This is a genomic window from Pseudomonas sp. PvP001, assembly GCF_040546375.1.
Taxonomy (GTDB): domain Bacteria; phylum Pseudomonadota; class Gammaproteobacteria; order Pseudomonadales; family Pseudomonadaceae; genus Aquipseudomonas; species Aquipseudomonas coleopterorum.
On sequence record NZ_JBEPNQ010000001.1, the window covers coordinates 4,743,579 to 4,761,678 of the forward strand.

The window sequence follows — 18,100 nt, forward strand, 5'->3', positions numbered from 1 at the left end:
CCCTGGCGGGCAACTGTCGTCTTCGAAACACTCAAAACGGAAATCGCCCTCATGTTGGACGCCAATCTTAAAGCCCAGTTGAAAGCCTATCTGGAACGGGTCACCCAACCGATCGAGATCGTCGCGTCCCTTGATGACGGCGCGAAATCCCAGGAATTGCTCGGTCTGCTGCGTGACATCGATGCACTGTCGGACAAGATCACGCTGCTGGACAACGGTAACGATGCGCGCAAGCCGTCGTTCTCCATCAATCGCCCCGGAGCGGACATCGGCCTGCGTTTCGCCGGTATCCCCATGGGTCACGAATTCACCTCGCTGGTACTGGCGCTGCTGCAGGTTGGCGGCCACCCGTCCAAGGCCAGTGCCGAGGTCATCGAACAGATCGCTGCCCTGAAAGGCGAGTTCCTGTTCGAAAGCTATTTCTCGCTGTCGTGCCAGAACTGCCCGGACGTGGTCCAGGCACTGAACCTGATGGCGGTGCTCAACCCCAACATTCGTCACGTGGCCATCGACGGCGCCCTGTTCCAGGCCGAAGTCGAAGAGCGTCAGGTGATGGCTGTGCCAAGCATTTACCTCAACGGCAAGAACTTCGGCCAGGGCCGCATGGGTCTGGAAGAGATTCTGGCCAAGATCGACACCAGCGCCAGTGATCGTCAGGCGGAAAAGCTCAACGCCAAGCAGGCGTTCGACATGCTGGTGATCGGCGGCGGCCCTGCCGGTGCATCGGCGGCCATCTATGCGGCGCGTAAAGGTATCCGTACTGGTGTTGCGGCCGAGCGTTTCGGCGGGCAAGTACTGGACACCATGGCCATCGAGAACTTCATTTCCGTGCAGGAAACCGAAGGTCCGAAGCTGGCTGTCGCCCTGGAAGAGCACGTCAAGCAGTACGACGTGGACATCATGAACCTGCAGCGCGCCGAGAAACTGGTGCCGGGCAAGGACGGTGCGCCTCACGAGGTGATCTTCGCCAGCGGCGCGTCGCTCAAGGCCAAGACGCTGATCCTGGCGACCGGTGCGCGCTGGCGTGAAATGAACGTGCCAGGTGAGCAGGAATACCGTAACCGTGGCGTGGCCTACTGCCCGCACTGTGACGGTCCGCTGTTCAAGGGCAAGCGCGTGGCAGTGATCGGCGGTGGTAACTCGGGTGTGGAAGCGGCCATCGACCTGGCTGGTATCGTCGCCCATGTAACCCTGATCGAGTTCGACACACAGTTGCGTGCCGACGCCGTGTTGCAGCGCAAGCTGTACAGCCTGCCCAACGTCAAGGTCATCACCAGTGCGCTGACCACTGAAGTGACCGGTGACGGACAGCGCGTCAATGGCCTGCGCTACAAGGATCGCCAGAGCAGCGAGCATCACGAAATCGCGCTCGAAGGCATCTTCGTGCAAATCGGCCTGCTGCCCAACACCGACTGGCTCAAGGGCACCATCGAGCTGTCGAACCGTGGCGAGATCATGGTCGACGCTCGCGGCGAAACCGATCTGCCGGGTATTTTTGCCGCCGGTGACGTGACCACCGTGCCGTACAAGCAGATCGTCATCGCGGTCGGCGAAGGCGCCAAGGCTTCGCTGTCGGCATTCGATCACCTGATCCGCACGTCCGCCCCGGCCTGATACGACCGGCAAAGCCCCTGTAGCAGCGGCGCAAGCCGCGTCAGGCTCCGACGCGTTCACCCAGGCGCACCGCGCCTACCGCTGACGCGGCTTGCGCCGCTGCTACGGGGGATTGCGTGTACCGCTGACGCGGCTTGCGCCGCTGCTACGGGGGATTGCGTGTACCGCTGACGCGGCTTGCGCCGCTGCTACGGGGGATTGCGTGTACCGCTGACGCGGCTTGCGCCGCTGCTACGGGGGATTGCGTGTACCGCTGACGCGGCTTGCGCCGCTGCTACGGGGGATTGTGTGTACCGCCGACGCGGGTTGCGCCGCTGCTACAGGGGATCGCGTGTACCGCTGACGCGGCTTGCGCCACTGCTACAGGGGATTGCGTGTACCGCTGACGCGGCTTGCGCCGCTGCTACAGGGGAGTGCGGGCTCTGTAGCAGCGGCGCGAGCCGCGTCGCTTTTGACTTATACACTTCATGGATAGCACTTACGCAACTACGGTTGCCACAGTTATATCGCACTGGAGTTGCATGCTTTTATACAGTCGGATGTGACCGTTCGGCAGCGCCACAAAAAATAGCAGATGCTCTTCGATGTTTTCACATCCTTTTCACAGCCACTGTTCCACTATGAAATCCGCTGATGGAACAGCGCCCCAAATGCCCGCTTCGGCGGGCTTCTTATTGCCTGCGTTTTACGCTTTCCTCCAGTTTCAATTCCCCCGCGTCTCCGTGTCGCGCGTTCGATGCCGTATCTGGTTTGGCATCATCCGCACCGTTCCGTATCATCAACCGCAGCTACTGCCCATTCATTCAAGGGAGCTTTCATGAGCCTCGATCATTTGAACAATGTGCCCGGTGTTACCGCGCAACCTGAAGCCGCCACATCCCAGTTCGTCTTCAACCACACTATGTTGCGGGTCAAGAACATCGAGAAGTCGCTGGACTTCTATACTCGCGTACTGGGTTTCAGTCTGGTTGAAAAGCGTGACTTCGCCGAGGCGCAGTTCAGCCTGTATTTCCTGGCGCTGGTGGACAAGTCGACCATCCCGGAGGATGACAAGGCGCGTACCACCTGGATGAAATCCATGCCGGGCATTCTGGAGCTGACCCATAACCACGGCACCGAGAACGACGCCGATTTCGCCTACCATGACGGCAACAGCGATCCCCGTGGCTTCGGGCACATCTGTGTGTCGGTGCCGGATATCCACGCTGCCTGTGAGCGCTTCGAAACGTTGGGCGTGGACTTCCAGAAGCGTCTGACCGATGGCCGGATGAAGAGCATCGCCTTCATCAAGGACCCGGACGGTTACTGGGTCGAAATCATCCAGCCCGACCTGTAGACCACTCCCTCTGTAGCAGCGGCGCAAGCCGCGTCAGGGACGGCGTGGTGAACATGACCCACCGCGGTGTCTCAGACGCGGCTCGCGCCGCTGCTACAGGGGTGACGCAAGACCGTGTAGCGGCGGGGCGGGTTATACCGGAATGTGCTGGCGGTAACGCTGATAGGCACCGTGGTAGGCGAGGACATTGGCAGGGATGGGTTGGGTGTGGCTGGTGTCGTCCAGCCGCACACAGCGTTTGCATAACGCGGCCAGTCCGTCCGGATCCTGACCGGCACACCAGGCGGCCTGAATGGCTGCGCCCAGGGCCGCTGCTTCCGGTTGTTCGGTACACACGACGGGCGCGTCCATGACGTCGGCCACCAACTGGCGCCACACCGGGCTCTTCGAACCGCCGCCGATCAAGCGTATGGCATGAGTCTGCAGGCCCCCGGCCTGCAGCAGATCCAGGCCATAGCGCAGGCCGAAGGTCGTGCCTTCCACGGCCGCGCGACATAGGTTCGCAGCGTTCAGGTTGTTGGTGGTCAAGCCCAGCACGGACCCGGTGGCGTGGGGCAGGGCAGGCACCCGTTCACCGTTCAGGAACGGCAGCATCACGATGCCTTCCGCCCCGATCGGCGCCTGCGCCACCGCCTGGTTGAATCCGCTGATGTCCAACTGCAGCAGCTCGCGCACCGCCGTGGTGACGTTGGTCAGGTTCATGGTGCAGATCAGCGGCAACCACCCTCCCGACGACGAGCAGAAGCTTGCCACCGCCGGTTCCTCCAGCACGGTGGGACGGTCACTGTAGGCGTACACCGTGCCTGAAGACCCCAGGCTCATGGTGATGACCCCAGGGTGAATGTTGTCCGTGCCGATGGCGCCCATCATGTTGTCGCCCCCGCCACTGGCGACCACTGCCAGTGGATTGATGCCCAGGCGCGCAGCAATGCCCGGGCGAATGGTACCCACCGGCTGGTGCGCCTCGATCAACCGCGGCAACGCGGCTTCCAGACGGCCGCTGGGGTCGATCTGCCGCAGCAGGGCCAGGTCCCACTGGCGTTCGCGCACGTTGAAATAACCGGTGCCCGAGGCGTCCCCGTATTCGGCGCGGGCCTGCCCGGTGAGCCAGAAATTCAGGTAGTCATGGGGCAGCAGCACATGGGCGATCCGTTCGAAGATCTCCGGATGGTGCTCCCGCGTCCAGAGCAGCTTGGACACGGTATAGCCCGGCGCGATCACCAGCCCCAGGCGGTCGAGCGAGCCCTGCTCACCGCCCAGCTCGGCCAGCAGGCGCTCGTTCTGCGGCGTGCTTTCGGTGTCGCACCAGAGCTTCGCCGGCCGCAGCGCCTGACCATCGGCGTCGAGCAACACCAGCCCGTGCTGCTGCCCGGACACACCGATACCCAGAATCTGCTGACCATCGATGCCGGCCTGGGCCAGCGCCTGGGCAGTGGCCTGCTCGAAAGCGGTGAGCCAGTCGCCCGTCTCCTGTTCGCGACGGCCGTTTTCGCCGCTGATCATGTGATGGGAGGCCGAGCCCTGGCCCATGACCTGGCCACTGTCCGCGTCAAGGATCAACGCCTTGGTCCCTTGGGTGCCGCAGTCGATCCCGAGAAACATGGCCGCTTACTCCTTGCCGTCCAGCATATGTTCCAGGGTGGCCTGCACGCCTTGGGTACGCAGGCTGTGCAGATTGCGTTCGAAGGCGGCCACGAACTCCGCCGACTGGGGGATCCGGGTGCCGAAGATTTCCTCGACGCCCAGCAGCCGCTTGGTGAGCGAGGCCGGGTCGGCAACCAGTGCCTGGCAGAACGCAGCGCGCGGGTCGGGAATGCTGTAGTGGGTGCCGTTTTCGTCGACGCCGCCCAGGTAGAGCGCCCAGGCCGCCACCACCAGTGCCGCGCGTTCGGTGCTCTGCCCGTCGGCGATCAGCCGGTTGATGGTCGGTACGGTGAACTTGGGAAACTTCGAGGAACCATCCGAGCAGACGCGCTCCAGTTGATCGGCGATGGCCTGGTTGGAAAAACGCTCGATCAGGGTGTCCTTATAGCCTTCCAGGTCGATACCGGGAACGGACGCCAGTTGCGGGGTGACGTCCAGGTCCATATAGGCGCGGATATAGCGCACGAACAGTGGATCGTTCATGGTTTCGTGAACGAAACGGTAGCCCTTGAGGAAGCCCAGGTAGGTCAGGGCCAGGTGACTGCCGTTGAGCAGCTTGATCTTCATTTCTTCATAGGGCGTGACGTCGTCGGTGAACTGCACGCCGACCTTTTCCCACGCGGGCCGACCGGCGCCGAACTTGTCTTCGAGCACCCATTGCACGAATGGCTCGCAGACCACCGGCCAGCTGTCGTCGATACCATGGCGCTCGTGCAACTGCGCGCGGTGGGCATCGCTGGTCATGGGCGTGATGCGGTCGACCATGGCATTGGGGAACTGCACATGGCTGGCGATCCAGTCATGCAGCGCTGGATCATGCAGCGCGGCGAACGCCAGCAGGGCCTTGCGGGCGACCGCGCCGTTGTGCGGGAGGTTGTCACAGGACATCACGGTGAATGCTTCGATACCGGCATCGCGACGTTGCCTCAACGCTGCGCAGAGAAAGCCGAACACCGTACCGGGTGCCTGCGGATGCGCCAGGTCGTGCTGGATCTGTGGCAAGTGGGCCATGAACTCGCCGTTGCTGTCATCGATGCAATAGCCGCCCTCGGTGATGGTCAGCGAGACGATGCGCACCGAAGGCTCGGCCAGTTTATCGATCAAGGCCTGGGCGCCGTCTTCGGCCAGGAGCATGCCGGTGATCGCGCCGATCACCCGCACTTCGGTGTCCGGGGTGTCGCCCAGTTCGACCAAGGTGTAGTAGAAGTCCTGCTCGGCCAGGGCGTCGCGGACCTTGCGGTCTTCGCTGCGCAGGCCGGCGCCACAGATCGCCCACTGTTCGGCCTCTCCCATGTTCATCAAGGCATCGGTATAGAACGCCTGGTGTGCGCGATGAAAACCGCCCACACCGATGTGGACGATGCCATGCGCACGGGTCGCAGGATCGTAGGTCGGCAATTGGATGTGTTCGGCGAGCTGGTGCAGATTCTGTCGATTGAGTTTCATCATCGGTCCTGTATCAGGCAGCGGCCTGGAGCGGTTTGGCCACGGCAATGCCCTGGGCGTCGAAAAGGTGGCAGTACTGGGGATCCAGCAGCAGGCTCAGGCGTTCGCCATACTGGCTGCGCAGATCACCGCGAATGCGCAGGGTGAGCGGCTCCTGGGAGTCGGTGATCACATGGCAGAAAGTGTCGCTGCCCAGGCGCTCGCTGACGTCGGCGGTCACCGCCAGTTGGCATTGCCCCGGTTGGGCAAGGTCGAGGTGCTCGGGGCGGATGCCCAGGGTCACCGTGTCGCCCACGCTCAACGTCTGGCTGACACGTGGCAGGTAGATATGGGTGCCGGCGTCCAGAGCGACTTCGCAGCCCTGGCCGTCGACGCGGCTGAGCTTGCCCTTGAGGAAGCCCATCTTGGGCGTGCCCAGGAAACCGGCGACGAACAGGTTCGCCGGATGGTGATAAAGCTCCAGGGGCGAGCCCACCTGTTCGACCCGACCGCCGTTGAGTACCACCACCTTGTCGGCCAGGGTCATGGCCTCGACCTGGTCATGGGTCACGTAGATCATGGTGGCCTGCAGCTCCTTGTGCAGGCGCGACAGTTCCAGGCGTGTCTGCACGCGCAGGGCGGCGTCGAGGTTGGACAGCGGTTCGTCGAACAGGAAGATTTTCGGATGGCGCACGATGGCCCGGCCAATCGCCACGCGCTGGCGCTGGCCACCGGACAATTGCTTGGGCTTGCGGTCGAGCAGGGCGCCGAGTTCGAGGATGCGCGCCGCTTCCGCCACCTTGCTTTCGACCTCGGCCTTGGGTTTGCCGGCCAGGTCCAGGGCGAAGGAGAGGTTCTTGCGCACGGTCATGTGCGGATACAGGGCATAGGTCTGGAACACCATGGCCAGGTCGCGTTTGGCCGGCGTCACTTCGGTGATGTCGCGGCCGTCCAGTTCGATGGTGCCGCTGCTCACCTCTTCGAGCCCGGCGATCAGGCGCAGCAGGGTCGACTTGCCGCAGCCCGACGGGCCGACGAACACCACGAATTCGCGGTCGTGCACTTCCAGGTCGATGCCCTTGATGATCTGCAGACCTTCGAAGCCCTTTTTCAGGTTTTTTATTTTCAGAGTGGCCATGGATTGGGTCCTTTGGAAGGAAGTGTTGTTCGGGCGGGCGTCTTCGCGGGTAGAACCCGCTCCCACAGGGTTGCGTGAAGCAAACGTGACTGGCTCACTTGACTGCCCCGAAGGACAGGCCGCGCACCAGCTGCTTCTGGCTGATCCAGCCGAAGATCAGGATCGGCGCGCAGGCGAGGGTCGATACGGCCGACAGCTTGGCCCAGAACAAACCTTCGGGGCTGGAGTAGGAGGCGATCAGCGCCGTCAACGGAGCGGCGCCGGAACTGGTCAGGTTCAGCGACCAGAACGCTTCGTTCCAGCACAGAATCAGTGACAGCAGCACGGTCGAAGCCAGTCCGCCCTTGCTGATCGGCAACAGCACCCGGAGCATTTCCTGACCCAGGGTGGCACCGTCCAGGCGTGCCGCTTCGAGTATTTCCCGGGGAATGTCCTTGAAGTAGGTGTACACCATCCAGACCACGATCGGCAGGTTGATCAGGGTGTAGATGACGATCAAGGCGATGCGCGAATCCAGCAGGCCGGCGCCCTTGGCCAGCAGGTAGATGGGCATCAGCACGCCCACCGGTGGCAGCATCTTGGTGGAGAGCATCCACAACAGGGTTTGCTTGGTCCGTTTGGTCTCGTAGAACGCCATCGAGTAGGCGGCCGGCACGGCGATCAACATGCACAGAGCCGTGGCGCTGAACGAAATCAGCACCGAGTTCCAGGCGAAGTGCAGGTAGTCGCTGCGTTCCTGGATGTGCAGGTAGTTTTCCAGCGTGGGCGTGAAAATGAACTGCGGTGGCGTGGCGAAAGCGTCGATCTCGGTCTTGAAGCTGGTCAGCACCATCCAGAAGATCGGAAAGAACACCACGATGGCTATAGCCCAGGCCAGGCAGCCCAGGACCAGACTTTGCAGGCGACGCGATTGTTGAAGTGTCATGGCGCAGGCCTTCAGTTCTTGTCGGTGAGGTTTTTGCCGATCATCCGCACCAGGATGATCGCGGCGATGTTGGCGATGACCACGGCGATCAAGCCACCGGCCGAGGCCATGCCCACGTCGAACTGCACCAGGGCCTGGTTGTAGATCAGGTAGGCGAGGTTGGTGGACGCAAAGCCCGGTCCGCCGTTGGTCGTGGTGAAGATTTCAGCGAACACCGAGAGCAGGAAGATCGTTTCGATCATGACCACCACCGCGATGGGTCGCGCCAGGTGCGGCAGCGTCAGGTGCCAGAAGATCGCCAGGGCACCGGCACCGTCCAGCCGCGCGGCTTCCTTCTGCTCCTGGTCCAGGGACTGCATGGCGGTCATCAGCAAGAGGATGGCGAACGGCAGCCATTGCCAACTGACGATGACGATGATCGAGAACAATGGGTAATGCGCGAGCCAGTCGACCGGTTCGGCGCCGAAGAACTTCCACACCGCGGCGAGAATGCCCGAAACCGGGTGGAAGATCAGGTTCTTGAAGATCAGTGCGCCCACGGTGGGCATGATGAAAAATGGCGAGATCAGCATCACCCGCACGATGCCGCGGCCGAGAAACTCGCTGGCTTCCAGCAGCGCGGCGATCAATACGCCGAACACCACGCTGATCAGCAGCACGCTGCCCACCAGCAACAAGGTATTGGTGGCGCCCGGCATGAAGCCTGCGTCGGTGAGAAAGAAGCTGAAATTCTCGAGCCCCACGAATTCGTTTTCGCCGGGGTACAGCAGGTTGTAGCGGATCAGCGAGAAGTACACGGTCATGCCCAGCGGCACGATCATCCACAGCAGCAGCAAGGCGACCGAAGGGGTGACCAGAAACCAGCCGGGGTTGGACAAGCGGCGCTTGTCCGTCACCTCAGCCGTGTCGGGCTGGGGCTTGACAGTCGTAGTATTCATGAGTGCGCACCTGGTGAGCAGCGCTGCCCGCCGCAATCAGCGGGCAGCAGGGCAGACGTGTTACTGCTTGGGGTAGCCGGCGCGCTTCATGGCCCGCTCGGTGGCTGTCTGCGCGACGACCAAAGCCTGATCGGCCGTGCTCTGGCCGGTCAGCGCGGCAGAAAATGCCTTGCCGACCTCGGTACCGATGGCCTGGAACTCGGGGATCGTCACCAGTTGGATACCCACATACGGCTTGGTATCGGTCTGCTTGGGATCGGCCACCTTCAGCGATTCGAGGGTGATGTGCGCGAACGGCGCCGCCTTCAGGTACTCATCGGTGTAGGTGGATTTGCGCGTACCCGGCGGCACGTTGGCCACGCCGTCGGTTTTGGCCACCAGCGCGGCGTACTCCTTGGAGGTCGCCCAGGCCGAGAATTGCTGTGCGGCTTGCTGGTTCTTCGAGCTGGTCGGAATGGCCAGGGCCCAGGAGTACAACCAGGCGGAGCCCTTGTCGGTGGTCTCGTGGGGGGCGAAGGTGAAGCCGACGCTGTCGGCGACCTTGCTCTGGGTCTTGTCCATGGTGAAGGAGCCGGCCACGCTGGCATCGACCCAGATGGCGCACTTGCCGCTGTTGAACAAGGCCAGGTTCTCGTTGAAGCCGTTGCTCGATGCGCCCGGCGGGCCGGATTTCTTCATGTTGTCGACGTAGAAGTTGAGGGCCTTCTTCCACGCATCGCTGTCGAATTGCGGCTTCCACTCATTGTTGAACCAGCTGCCGCCAAAGCTGTTGGCCACGGTGGTGATCAAGGCCATGTTCTCGCCCCAGCCGGCCTTGCCACGAAGGCACAGGCCGTATTGGTCCTTGCTCTTGTCGGTGAGTTTGCCGGCGAAGTCGGCGATCTGTGTCCAGGTGGGTTTCTCCGGCATTTCCAGCCCGGCCGCCTTGAACAGGTCGGTGCGGTAGTAGGTCATCGAGCTTTCGGCGTAGAACGGCAGGGCGTACAACTGACCCTTCACCGACAGGCCGTCGCGTACCGAAGGGAAGACATCGTCGATGTCGTAGCTGGCGGGCAGGTCCTTCATCGGTGACAGCCAGCCCTTGGCGCCCCACAGCGAGGCTTCGTACATGCCGATGGTCAGCACGTCGAACTGGCCGCCCTGGGTCGCGATATCGGTGGTCAGGCGCTGGCGCAGCACGTTTTCTTCCAGCACCACCCAGTTGAGCTTGATGTCGGGATGCTCGGTCTCGAAGGTCTTGGCCAGGCGCTGCATGCGAATCATGTCGCTGTTGTTGACGGTGGCGATGGTCAGGGTGGTGTCAGCGTAGCTGTAGCCGCTGAGGGACAGTGCACCGCACAGGGCGCCGGCAACGAGCAGATGTTTGCGGTCGATCGTCATCTCGCATTCCTCTTCGGCACGCCGGGAGGCGGCCTTGGTTATTATTCTTGTGTCTTCGTCGAGGTGAAGCACTGGCTGTGATTACAGACCCCCGCAGCCGTTCTGACAAATCCCTGGGAGCACCTGCGCTGATACTAATTTGCACTGGCCGCGCCATACGCGCGACGTGCCAGAGGGATACAGGCAGGCGCTGTGAGGTTTCGTACAGGTTTCAGGAGCTCAGCCGTTGCATGGCCAGACGACGATAGTGCGACGGCGTCATGCCCTTGAGCTGCTGAAAGCGACGGTTGAAATTGGAGATATTGTTGAAGCCCGATTCGAAGCACACGTCCGTCACCGGGCGATCGCCATCGGCCAGCAGCTCGCAGGACTTGCTGATGCGCAGCCGGTTGACGAATTCGACGAAGCAGCGGCCGGTGGCTTGCTTGAACACCCTGGAGAAGTAGGTGGGTTTCATGCCCAGGTAGGCCGCGACTTCTTCCAGGGACAACTCACGGGCGTAGTGAGCGAAGATGTAGTCGACGGCGCGGTTGGTCCGTTCGACCGCGTGCTCGTCGGCGTCCTGGACGGCGGCGGTGCCTGACAGCAGTTGGTAATCGTCACAGGCGGCCAGCGATTCCATGAGAATCAGGAAATGGCCGAGACGACTGATGCCCTGGCTGTCGGCAATACGCTGCATCGACACGCTGGCTTGGGCGATGGTCTGCGGGCAGCGAAATTCGATGCCATAGCGTGCCCGCTCCAGCAGCGGGGCGAGGCTGCGCAGTTCGCTGAACACCTGATGGCCCTGGTCGAACAACTCGTCGGTGAAATTGACCAGCATGTCGCGCTTGTTCACCGACTGACCACTCTGCATCTGGCTGATCCAGTTGTGCGGCAGGTTGGGCCCGGTCAGAAACAGGCTGCCCGGATTGAAATTGCCGATGTAGTCGCCGACGAACACTTTGCCCGAGGTGGCGACCAGCAGGTGCAGTTCGTATTCCTTGTGGAAATGCCAGCGCACCAGCGGACATGGGAAGCCGTGCTGGCGATAGATGATCGAGCGACCTTCGTGGTCGTCCATCAACTCATAGGAAGGGTCGGTGATTCGCGTGGGTCGAGTCATGCCGTGGCTGCTTTTATGATTGTGCCGATCGGGAATGCGCACTCAAGCATAACGGCGTTCGGTGCTGCGCGTCCAAGGCTGAGATGACCAGGCTCAGCAGGAGTCGTCGTGCTTGCGGGGTGTTGAGGGGCGCAGCAGGTCTGGCCACGTAGGACGCACGCTGCTGCGCTGCGGTTTCCAGTCGGTCAGCGACGGCTGGGCCTCGCTGAGCGTTGGTTTCAGGAGCTGTAGCTGTGCCAGCAGCGCTTCGACGGCGGCCATCAGTCCGACTTTGGAGTTGGGCAATACCGGATGTGTGGCGGGGATGAACAGACTCATGTGGGACAGTTCTGCCAAGGGCGATGCCGGGCAGTCGGTGATGCTCATGACGCAGGCGTTGCGCGATTGAGCGAACTCGGCCATGCGTATGGTTTCACCGGTGTAGGCGGGCAGGGCGATCGCCAGCAGTGCATCGTTGCTGGTGATGTTGCTCAGTCGGTAGGCCGAGCCTTCCATACCCCCATCCAGTGTCACGCAGTGCGCCCCGACACAGAACGGATTGAGCCCGGCCGCTGCGATCTGGGCGATATGAAAACTGTTGCCCAAACCGACCACGAAGACATTTTGCGAGCGTGCCAACTGCCGGGCCATGTCCTCGAAGGTCTGGCTATCGTTCATGCGTGCGACGTTTTCCAGGTGGTGCTTGCTCAGGTCGATCTGCTGGTCCAGATGAAAGCCGTTCTCGGGTGATTGCTTCAGCCTGTCCTCGATGACATCGGCCGAAGAAACCACGGCGAGCAGATTTTCCATCAGGGCGAAGCGCAGTCCGGTGAAGCCGTTGAACCCTATCGCATTGGCCAGACGGTTGACGGCAGCGGTGGAAGTGCCGGTCGCAGCAGCCAGTTCTTCTATGTTGAGCGTTGCGCTGCGGTAGGGATTGGCTTGCAGAAACGTCGAGACTTTCTTCAGCGCCGGGCGGAGGTCGGCATGCTGGATGCGTAGCTTACGCATCAGATCGGAGTCGTACACCTTGGTGCTGGTCATAGGCGCCATTGTCGTTCGTCCTGAATGAGCATGGAAACGGTGCTTGAGGACTAGAGTTTAGTTGTCCGACTACTTGCGTCCAGTACATGCTTAGATCGATTGGTTCTTGGATTGGATCCACTGCGAGAAATATTTCGTGCTCTTGTGCAGGTGATGGCGAAGCATGGCGCCGATGAAATTGGCACGCCGATGCTGCGGGAGGTTCGCGTGAAGCTGCTGCAGACGCCGGGCCAGTGCTTGTGCATGGTGCTCCATTGCATAGGCGGCAAGCAGATGCTCCCGGCACTGTGTCTGGGCCGCGTGCCATCGCTCTTTGTGGTCGTACAACAGCACCGCGGCCTCCGCCAATTCGTCGGCGCTGCGGCCGATTTCGCCTGGCCAGCGGTCACCCGTGCGCATGCCTTCGGCGCCCCACGGGGTGGTCACGCTGGGGGTACCGCAAAGCATGGCATCGAGCAGCTTGCCTTTGATGCCGGCGCCAAAGCGCAGGGGTGCCAGGGCCACCCGCGCCTGACCGACCACCTGCAGGGCGTCCGCTGCCCAGCCCTTGACCAGAAAACCGTGTGCAGGGTTGTGCAGGGCCGTGGCCTTGGGCGGTGTGTAGGCGCCGTACACATGCAGCTCGGCCCGCGGCAGTCGCTTGCGGATGCGTGGCCACACTTGATTTTTCAGCCACAGCACGGCGTCCCAATTGGGCGCGTGACGAAAGTTGCCGATGCACACGAAGTTCGCGCGCTGCTCGAAATCCAGAGGAGGCGTGGGCAATGGCTCGACCATCAAAGGACAGTCGTGGAGCAGATCGGGCGGCACGCCGAAACGCTCCACCAGCAACTGCGATTCGAAGGGCGAGATCATCAGGCTCAGGTCGCAGCGGAAGATAGCTGCGACTTCGCGCTGGGTGACGTCGGCCTCGCTCATGTGCTGGAAGAGGATGTCGGGCGTTACGTCGAACAACGCGGCGAAGTCGTTTTCATCGTCACTGGCTTGCAGACGCTCCTTGAGCAGGCCCTGGCGGGCGTCGCGCAGGCTTTGCAGGTCACAGGTTTCGAGCACACGCACGGCTTGCGGACAGTGCAGCTCCACGCGCCAGCCGAACTGCTCTTCCATCATGAAACGGTCGAACAGCACCATGTCCGGCTGCAAGGCGCCGACGAAACGGTCGAAGCTGTCGTTGTTGAGTTCGATAGTCTGCTCGGCGATGCCCAGCGCCGCCAGATCGGCCTTGTGTTCGCCGACCTTGGCGGGGCTGGCGAAGGTGACCTGCCAGCCCTGGGCCACGAAGCAGTGCAGCAGCTGCATCATGTGCCCGCCGGCCGCCGATGAGGTGGGCTCGGGCCAGACATAGCCGATGACCAGAACGCGTTGAAAGGGCATGAACGAGACTCGGGGAAAAACCGGGCGCGTATTAGGCCATGATTACGCGCCGCGGTGTAGCGGCAGGCAGGCTTCAGGCCGCCAGCATGCTCTTGACCTTGTCGCGCAACTGGTCGATGGAAAACGGCTTGCCGATACTGCTCATGCCCGCTGGCACGTCGAGGGCTTCAGCGTAGCCGCTGGCAAACAGTACTGGCAGTACCGGGCGCAGAGCGCGCGCCTTTTGGGCCAATTCCTTGCCATCCATGCCGGGCAGACCCATGTCGGTCATCATCAGGTCGATGGTCTTGGCGGCATCTTCGAGAAATTTGAGGGCGCCCGGTCCGTCCTCGGCTTCCAGTACCTCGAACTCGAATTCCTCCAGCACGTCCACGATCAGCATGCGGACGATCGCGTCGTCTTCGACGACAAGAATGGTTTTGGCGGTATCGGACATCGTTCGGATCCTGGTCGGCAAAGGGCGCAGACGGCGCCGAGCCGTCATTTCGCAGATATCGATGCGCCTCTGGGCGACGAGCACCTGGGAGGCAGGGCGCCATCATAAAGCATGGGTCGGGGTCAGACCATGCCCGCGGAGCCATTAAACGAGACTGTTCCCACGTTTAGATATGAAAATTCTTACAAGACGTACGGAAAAAACCTAACTCTTTGATCGAATTGCGGCAAAATCCCCCGCCTCGATTACAGGATCCGGGTCCAAGGACATGAACAAACCCTCTTCGATCGACGAGCGAAGCTTCCGCCGACTGCTCAGTCGCAACGTCGGCCTGCCGCTGGGCGTCGGCGTGCTCAGTGCCGCCGTGTTCATCGGCATCATCGTCTACCTGCTGTCCGTGATCGACTGGGTCGAGCACACCGACCGCGTGATCAACAACGCCAACGAGGCGACCAAGCTGTCCATCGACATGGAAACCGGCATGCGCGGTTACCTGTTGTCGGGCGCCGAAGGCTACCTGGATCCCTATGAGCTGGCCAAGCCGCGTCTGGCTGCCGAACTGCCGGCGTTGCAGGCGCTGGTCAGCGACAACCCGCGCCAGGTCGATCGGCTGACTCGCATCATGGCCCTGCAGAAGGACTGGCTCGACTATGGCGAGGAGCTGATCGCGCTCAAGCGCTCCACCGGCGACTATTCCAGCGTGGTCCAGACCGGTCGCGGCAAGCGCCTGACCGATGCGATCCGTAAGGAATATGAAGGCTTCATCGCCATGGAGCAGCAACTGCGGGTGGAACGCAGCGAGAACGTGTCGCGCACCATCTGGACCTCGGTCAGCCTCTATGTGCTGTTCGTTTTCGTGGTCAGCGCCTTGCTCGCCTATTTCGGCCGACGCGACATGACCGAGCTGTCGACCTCCTACGGTGGCAATCTGGCCGCCTTGCAGAAGGGTGCCAAGCGCCTGCAGGACCAGGCCTGGTTGCGCACCGGTCAGACGCAACTGGCCGAGCAGTTGCTGGGCCAGCAGACGTTGCAGATGCTGGGCCGCAACATGCTGCAATTCTTCGCCCAATACCTGGGCACGGTAGTCGCCGCGGTGTACATCCGCGAAGAACAAGGCAACCTGCGCCGCATCGCTTCGTACGGGTTCTCCCGCGAGCGTGAGGTGATGGATCAGGTGCTGATCAATGGCGAGGGCATCGCCGGCCAGGCCGTGCAGCGCAACCGGGTCATTCGTCTGGACGACGTGCCGGCCGATTACCTGCGCCTGAGCTCCGGCCTGGGCGAGGGCGCGGCGCGCAGCGTACTGGTCATACCGACCAGCGACAACGACCACATCAATGCCGTGGTCGAGCTGGGCTTCCTGCGCCCCTTGACCGACCGCGACCTGGAAATCGTCGAATTGCTGGCCGACAACATCGGCACCGCCATCGAAGCGGCGCGCTATCGCCAGCGTCTGCAGGAAGTGCTCGCCGAAACCCAGCAGCTCAATGAAGAACTGCAAGTGCAGCAGGAAGAGCTCAAGACCGCCAACGAAGAGCTCGAAGAGCAGTCACGCGTGCTCAAGGAGTCCCAGGCGTACCTGGAAACCCAGCAGGCCGAGCTGGAGCAGACCAACGAGCAACTGGCCGAACGGACCGAAGCCCTGGGCGAGCAGCGCGATGCGCTGGATCGCAAGAACCTGGAGTTGAACCAGGCCCAGGTGCAGCTCGAAGAGCGCGCCGACGAGCTGCAGCGTTCAAGCCGCTACAAGTCCGAGTTCCTTGCCAACATGTCCCACGAGCTGCGCACGCCGCTCAACAGCTCGTTGATCCTGGCCAAGTTGCTGGCGGAAAACCCCCAGGAAAACCTCACGGCCGATCAGGTCAAGTTTGCCGAGTCGATCTATTCGGCGGGCAACGATCTGCTCAACCTGATCAACGACATTCTGGACATTTCCAAGGTCGAGGCCGGTAAGCTCGACCTGCGTCCGGAAAACAGCAGCGTGCCGCGGCTGGTGGACAGTTTGCGCATGACCTTCGAGCCGCTGGCCGGGCAGAAGCATCTCGAGCTGTCGGTACAGATTCTTCCCGATGCCCCGGCGATGCTCTATACCGATCGCCAGCGCGTCGAGCAGATTCTCAAGAACCTGTTGGCCAACGCCCTCAAGTTCACCGAACACGGCATGGTCGAGCTGCTGGTCTCCGGCCACGCCAATGACGACATCGCCTTCCAGATTCGCGACACCGGCATCGGCATTGCCGTCGACCAGCAGCAAGCCATTTTCGAAGCGTTCCGCCAGGCCGACGGCACCACCAACCGGCGCTACGGTGGCACCGGCCTGGGTCTGTCGATTTCCCGCGACCTGGCCAACATGCTCGGTGGCTACATCACCGTCACCAGCGAGCTGGGCAAGGGCAGCACCTTCACCCTGGTTCTGCCGCAGCGTTACGAAGAGATCATCGAGGCACCGCGACACGCACCGCAGCCCATGGTTATCGCGCCGCAGCCGGTATCCAACACCCCGGCGGTGATCGAAGCACCGCTGACCGTGGCGCGCTTCGCCGACGATCGCGACAAGGGGCCGTTCACCAAGCGCTGCATTCTGGTCGTCGAAGACGAACCCAATTTCGCCCGCATTCTCTACGACCTGGCCCACGAGCTGGGCTACCACTGTCTGGTCGCACACGGTGCCGACGAGGGCTTCGATCTGGCAGCGACCTTCGTGCCCGATGCGGTGCTGCTCGACATGCGCCTGCCCGACCATTCCGGGCTGACCGTACTGCAGCGCCTGAAGGAACTGGCCACCACCCGGCACATCCCGGTGCACGTGATCTCGGTCGAGGACCGGGTCGAAGCGGCCATGCACATGGGCGCCATCGGCTATGCGGTCAAGCCGGCTACGCGTGATGAACTCAAGGAAGTCTTCGGCCGCCTGGAAGCCAAGCTCACCCAGAAGCTCAAGCGCATTCTGCTGGTGGAAGACGACGACCTGCAGCGCGAAAGCATTTCCCTGCTGATCGGCGACGACGACGTCGAGATCACCGCCGTGGGCTTTGCCCAGGAAGCGCTCGACCTGCTGCGCGACAACGTCTACGACTGCATGATCATCGACCTCAAGTTGCCTGACATGCTCGGCGGCGACCTGCTCAAGCGCATGTCCAACGAGGAGATCCGCTCGTTCCCGCCGGTGATCGTCTACACCGGACGCAACCTGACCCGCGACGAAGAAACCGAGCTGCTCAAGTACTCGCGCTCGATCATCATCAAGGGCGCGCGCTCGCCCGAACGTCTGCTCGACGAAGTGACCCTGTTTCTGCACAAAGTCGAATCGCAGTTGTCCCATGAGCGGCAGAAGATGTTGAAAACCGCCCGCAGTCGCGACAAGGTCTTCGAGGGCCGCAAGATCCTCGTGGTCGACGACGACGTGCGCAATATCTTCGCCTTGACCAGCGCCCTTGAACACAAGGGCGCCATCGTTGAAGTGGGCCGTAACGGCCGTGAGGCGATCGACAAGTTGAATCAGGTCGAGGACATCGATCTGGTGTTGATGGATGTGATGATGCCCGAGATGGACGGCTACGAAGCGACCCGCGAGATCCGCAAGGATCCACGCTGGCGCAAGCTGCCGATCATTGCGGTGACCGCCAAGGCCATGAAGGACGATCAGGAGCGCTGCCTCCAGGCCGGCTCCAATGACTACCTGGCCAAGCCCATCGACCTGGACCGCCTGTTCTCCCTGATCCGCGTCTGGTTGCCGCAACTGGAGCGCATGTAGTGAGTGAT

General features: G+C 62.1%; 13 protein-coding genes. 3 read left to right on the forward strand and 10 right to left on the reverse strand.

The window, feature by feature from the left end:
* Positions 1 to 51 precede the first annotated feature (51 nt).
* Both ahpF and gloA read left to right on the forward strand, forming a co-directional pair.
* Positions 52 to 1,614 carry an alkyl hydroperoxide reductase subunit F gene (gene ahpF / locus ABMD26_RS21600; protein WP_354311736.1) on the forward strand — a complete coding sequence of 521 codons (1,563 nt, stop codon included), beginning with the start codon at positions 52 to 54 and terminating at the stop codon, positions 1,612 to 1,614.
* Between the two features lie 817 nt (positions 1,615 to 2,431).
* Entirely contained in the window at positions 2,432 to 2,950 is a 519-nt protein-coding gene (gene gloA / locus ABMD26_RS21605) for a lactoylglutathione lyase (protein WP_090358476.1), read from the forward strand.
* A 132-nt stretch (positions 2,951 to 3,082) separates the two neighbouring features.
* Here gloA and xylB read toward each other — a convergent pair whose 3' ends face one another.
* The 10 genes from xylB to ABMD26_RS21655 all read right to left on the reverse strand — a co-directional run bounded on the left by xylB (position 3,083) and on the right by ABMD26_RS21655 (position 14,338).
* Positions 3,083 to 4,552 carry a xylulokinase gene (gene xylB / locus ABMD26_RS21610; RefSeq protein ID WP_134722459.1) on the reverse strand — a complete coding sequence of 490 codons (1,470 nt, stop codon included), beginning with the start codon at positions 4,550 to 4,552 and terminating at the stop codon, positions 3,083 to 3,085.
* A gap of 6 nt (positions 4,553 to 4,558) precedes the next feature.
* Entirely contained in the window at positions 4,559 to 6,040 is a 1,482-nt protein-coding gene (locus ABMD26_RS21615; protein ID WP_354311737.1) for a mannitol dehydrogenase family protein, read from the reverse strand.
* A gap of 13 nt (positions 6,041 to 6,053) precedes the next feature.
* Positions 6,054 to 7,157, reverse strand: coding sequence for an ABC transporter ATP-binding protein (locus ABMD26_RS21620; protein ID WP_134722457.1), 1,104 nt, complete (start codon positions 7,155 to 7,157; stop codon positions 6,054 to 6,056).
* A 94-nt stretch (positions 7,158 to 7,251) separates the two neighbouring features.
* Positions 7,252 to 8,082 carry a carbohydrate ABC transporter permease gene (locus tag ABMD26_RS21625; RefSeq protein WP_049859462.1) on the reverse strand — a complete coding sequence of 277 codons (831 nt, stop codon included), beginning with the start codon at positions 8,080 to 8,082 and terminating at the stop codon, positions 7,252 to 7,254.
* An 11-nt stretch (positions 8,083 to 8,093) separates the two neighbouring features.
* Complete coding sequence (locus ABMD26_RS21630; RefSeq protein ID WP_354311738.1) at positions 8,094 to 9,020, reverse strand: carbohydrate ABC transporter permease; 927 nt, start codon at positions 9,018 to 9,020, stop codon at positions 8,094 to 8,096.
* 60 nt (positions 9,021 to 9,080) lie between these two features.
* Positions 9,081 to 10,400, reverse strand: coding sequence for an ABC transporter substrate-binding protein (locus ABMD26_RS21635; RefSeq protein WP_354311739.1), 1,320 nt, complete (start codon positions 10,398 to 10,400; stop codon positions 9,081 to 9,083).
* Between the two features lie 211 nt (positions 10,401 to 10,611).
* Positions 10,612 to 11,505 carry an AraC family transcriptional regulator gene (locus ABMD26_RS21640; RefSeq protein ID WP_122742799.1) on the reverse strand — a complete coding sequence of 298 codons (894 nt, stop codon included), beginning with the start codon at positions 11,503 to 11,505 and terminating at the stop codon, positions 10,612 to 10,614.
* 93 nt (positions 11,506 to 11,598) lie between these two features.
* On the reverse strand, positions 11,599 to 12,537 hold the full coding sequence (locus ABMD26_RS21645; protein WP_354311740.1) for a MurR/RpiR family transcriptional regulator: 939 nt from the start codon (positions 12,535 to 12,537) through the stop codon (positions 11,599 to 11,601).
* Between the two features lie 81 nt (positions 12,538 to 12,618).
* A complete protein-coding gene (locus ABMD26_RS21650) occupies positions 12,619 to 13,902 on the reverse strand; it encodes a glycosyltransferase family 4 protein (RefSeq protein WP_354311741.1) in 1,284 nt (427 codons plus the stop codon).
* 73 nt (positions 13,903 to 13,975) lie between these two features.
* Entirely contained in the window at positions 13,976 to 14,338 is a 363-nt protein-coding gene (locus tag ABMD26_RS21655; RefSeq protein WP_122742802.1) for a response regulator, read from the reverse strand.
* Positions 14,339 to 14,606: 268 nt separating this feature from the next.
* Between ABMD26_RS21655 and ABMD26_RS21660 the strand changes: the two genes are divergently transcribed.
* The gene (locus ABMD26_RS21660; RefSeq protein WP_354311742.1) at positions 14,607 to 18,092 is read left to right on the forward strand and encodes a response regulator; all 3,486 of its coding nucleotides are present in this window, start codon (positions 14,607 to 14,609) and stop codon (positions 18,090 to 18,092) included.
* The last annotated feature ends 8 nt before the right edge of the window (positions 18,093 to 18,100 follow it).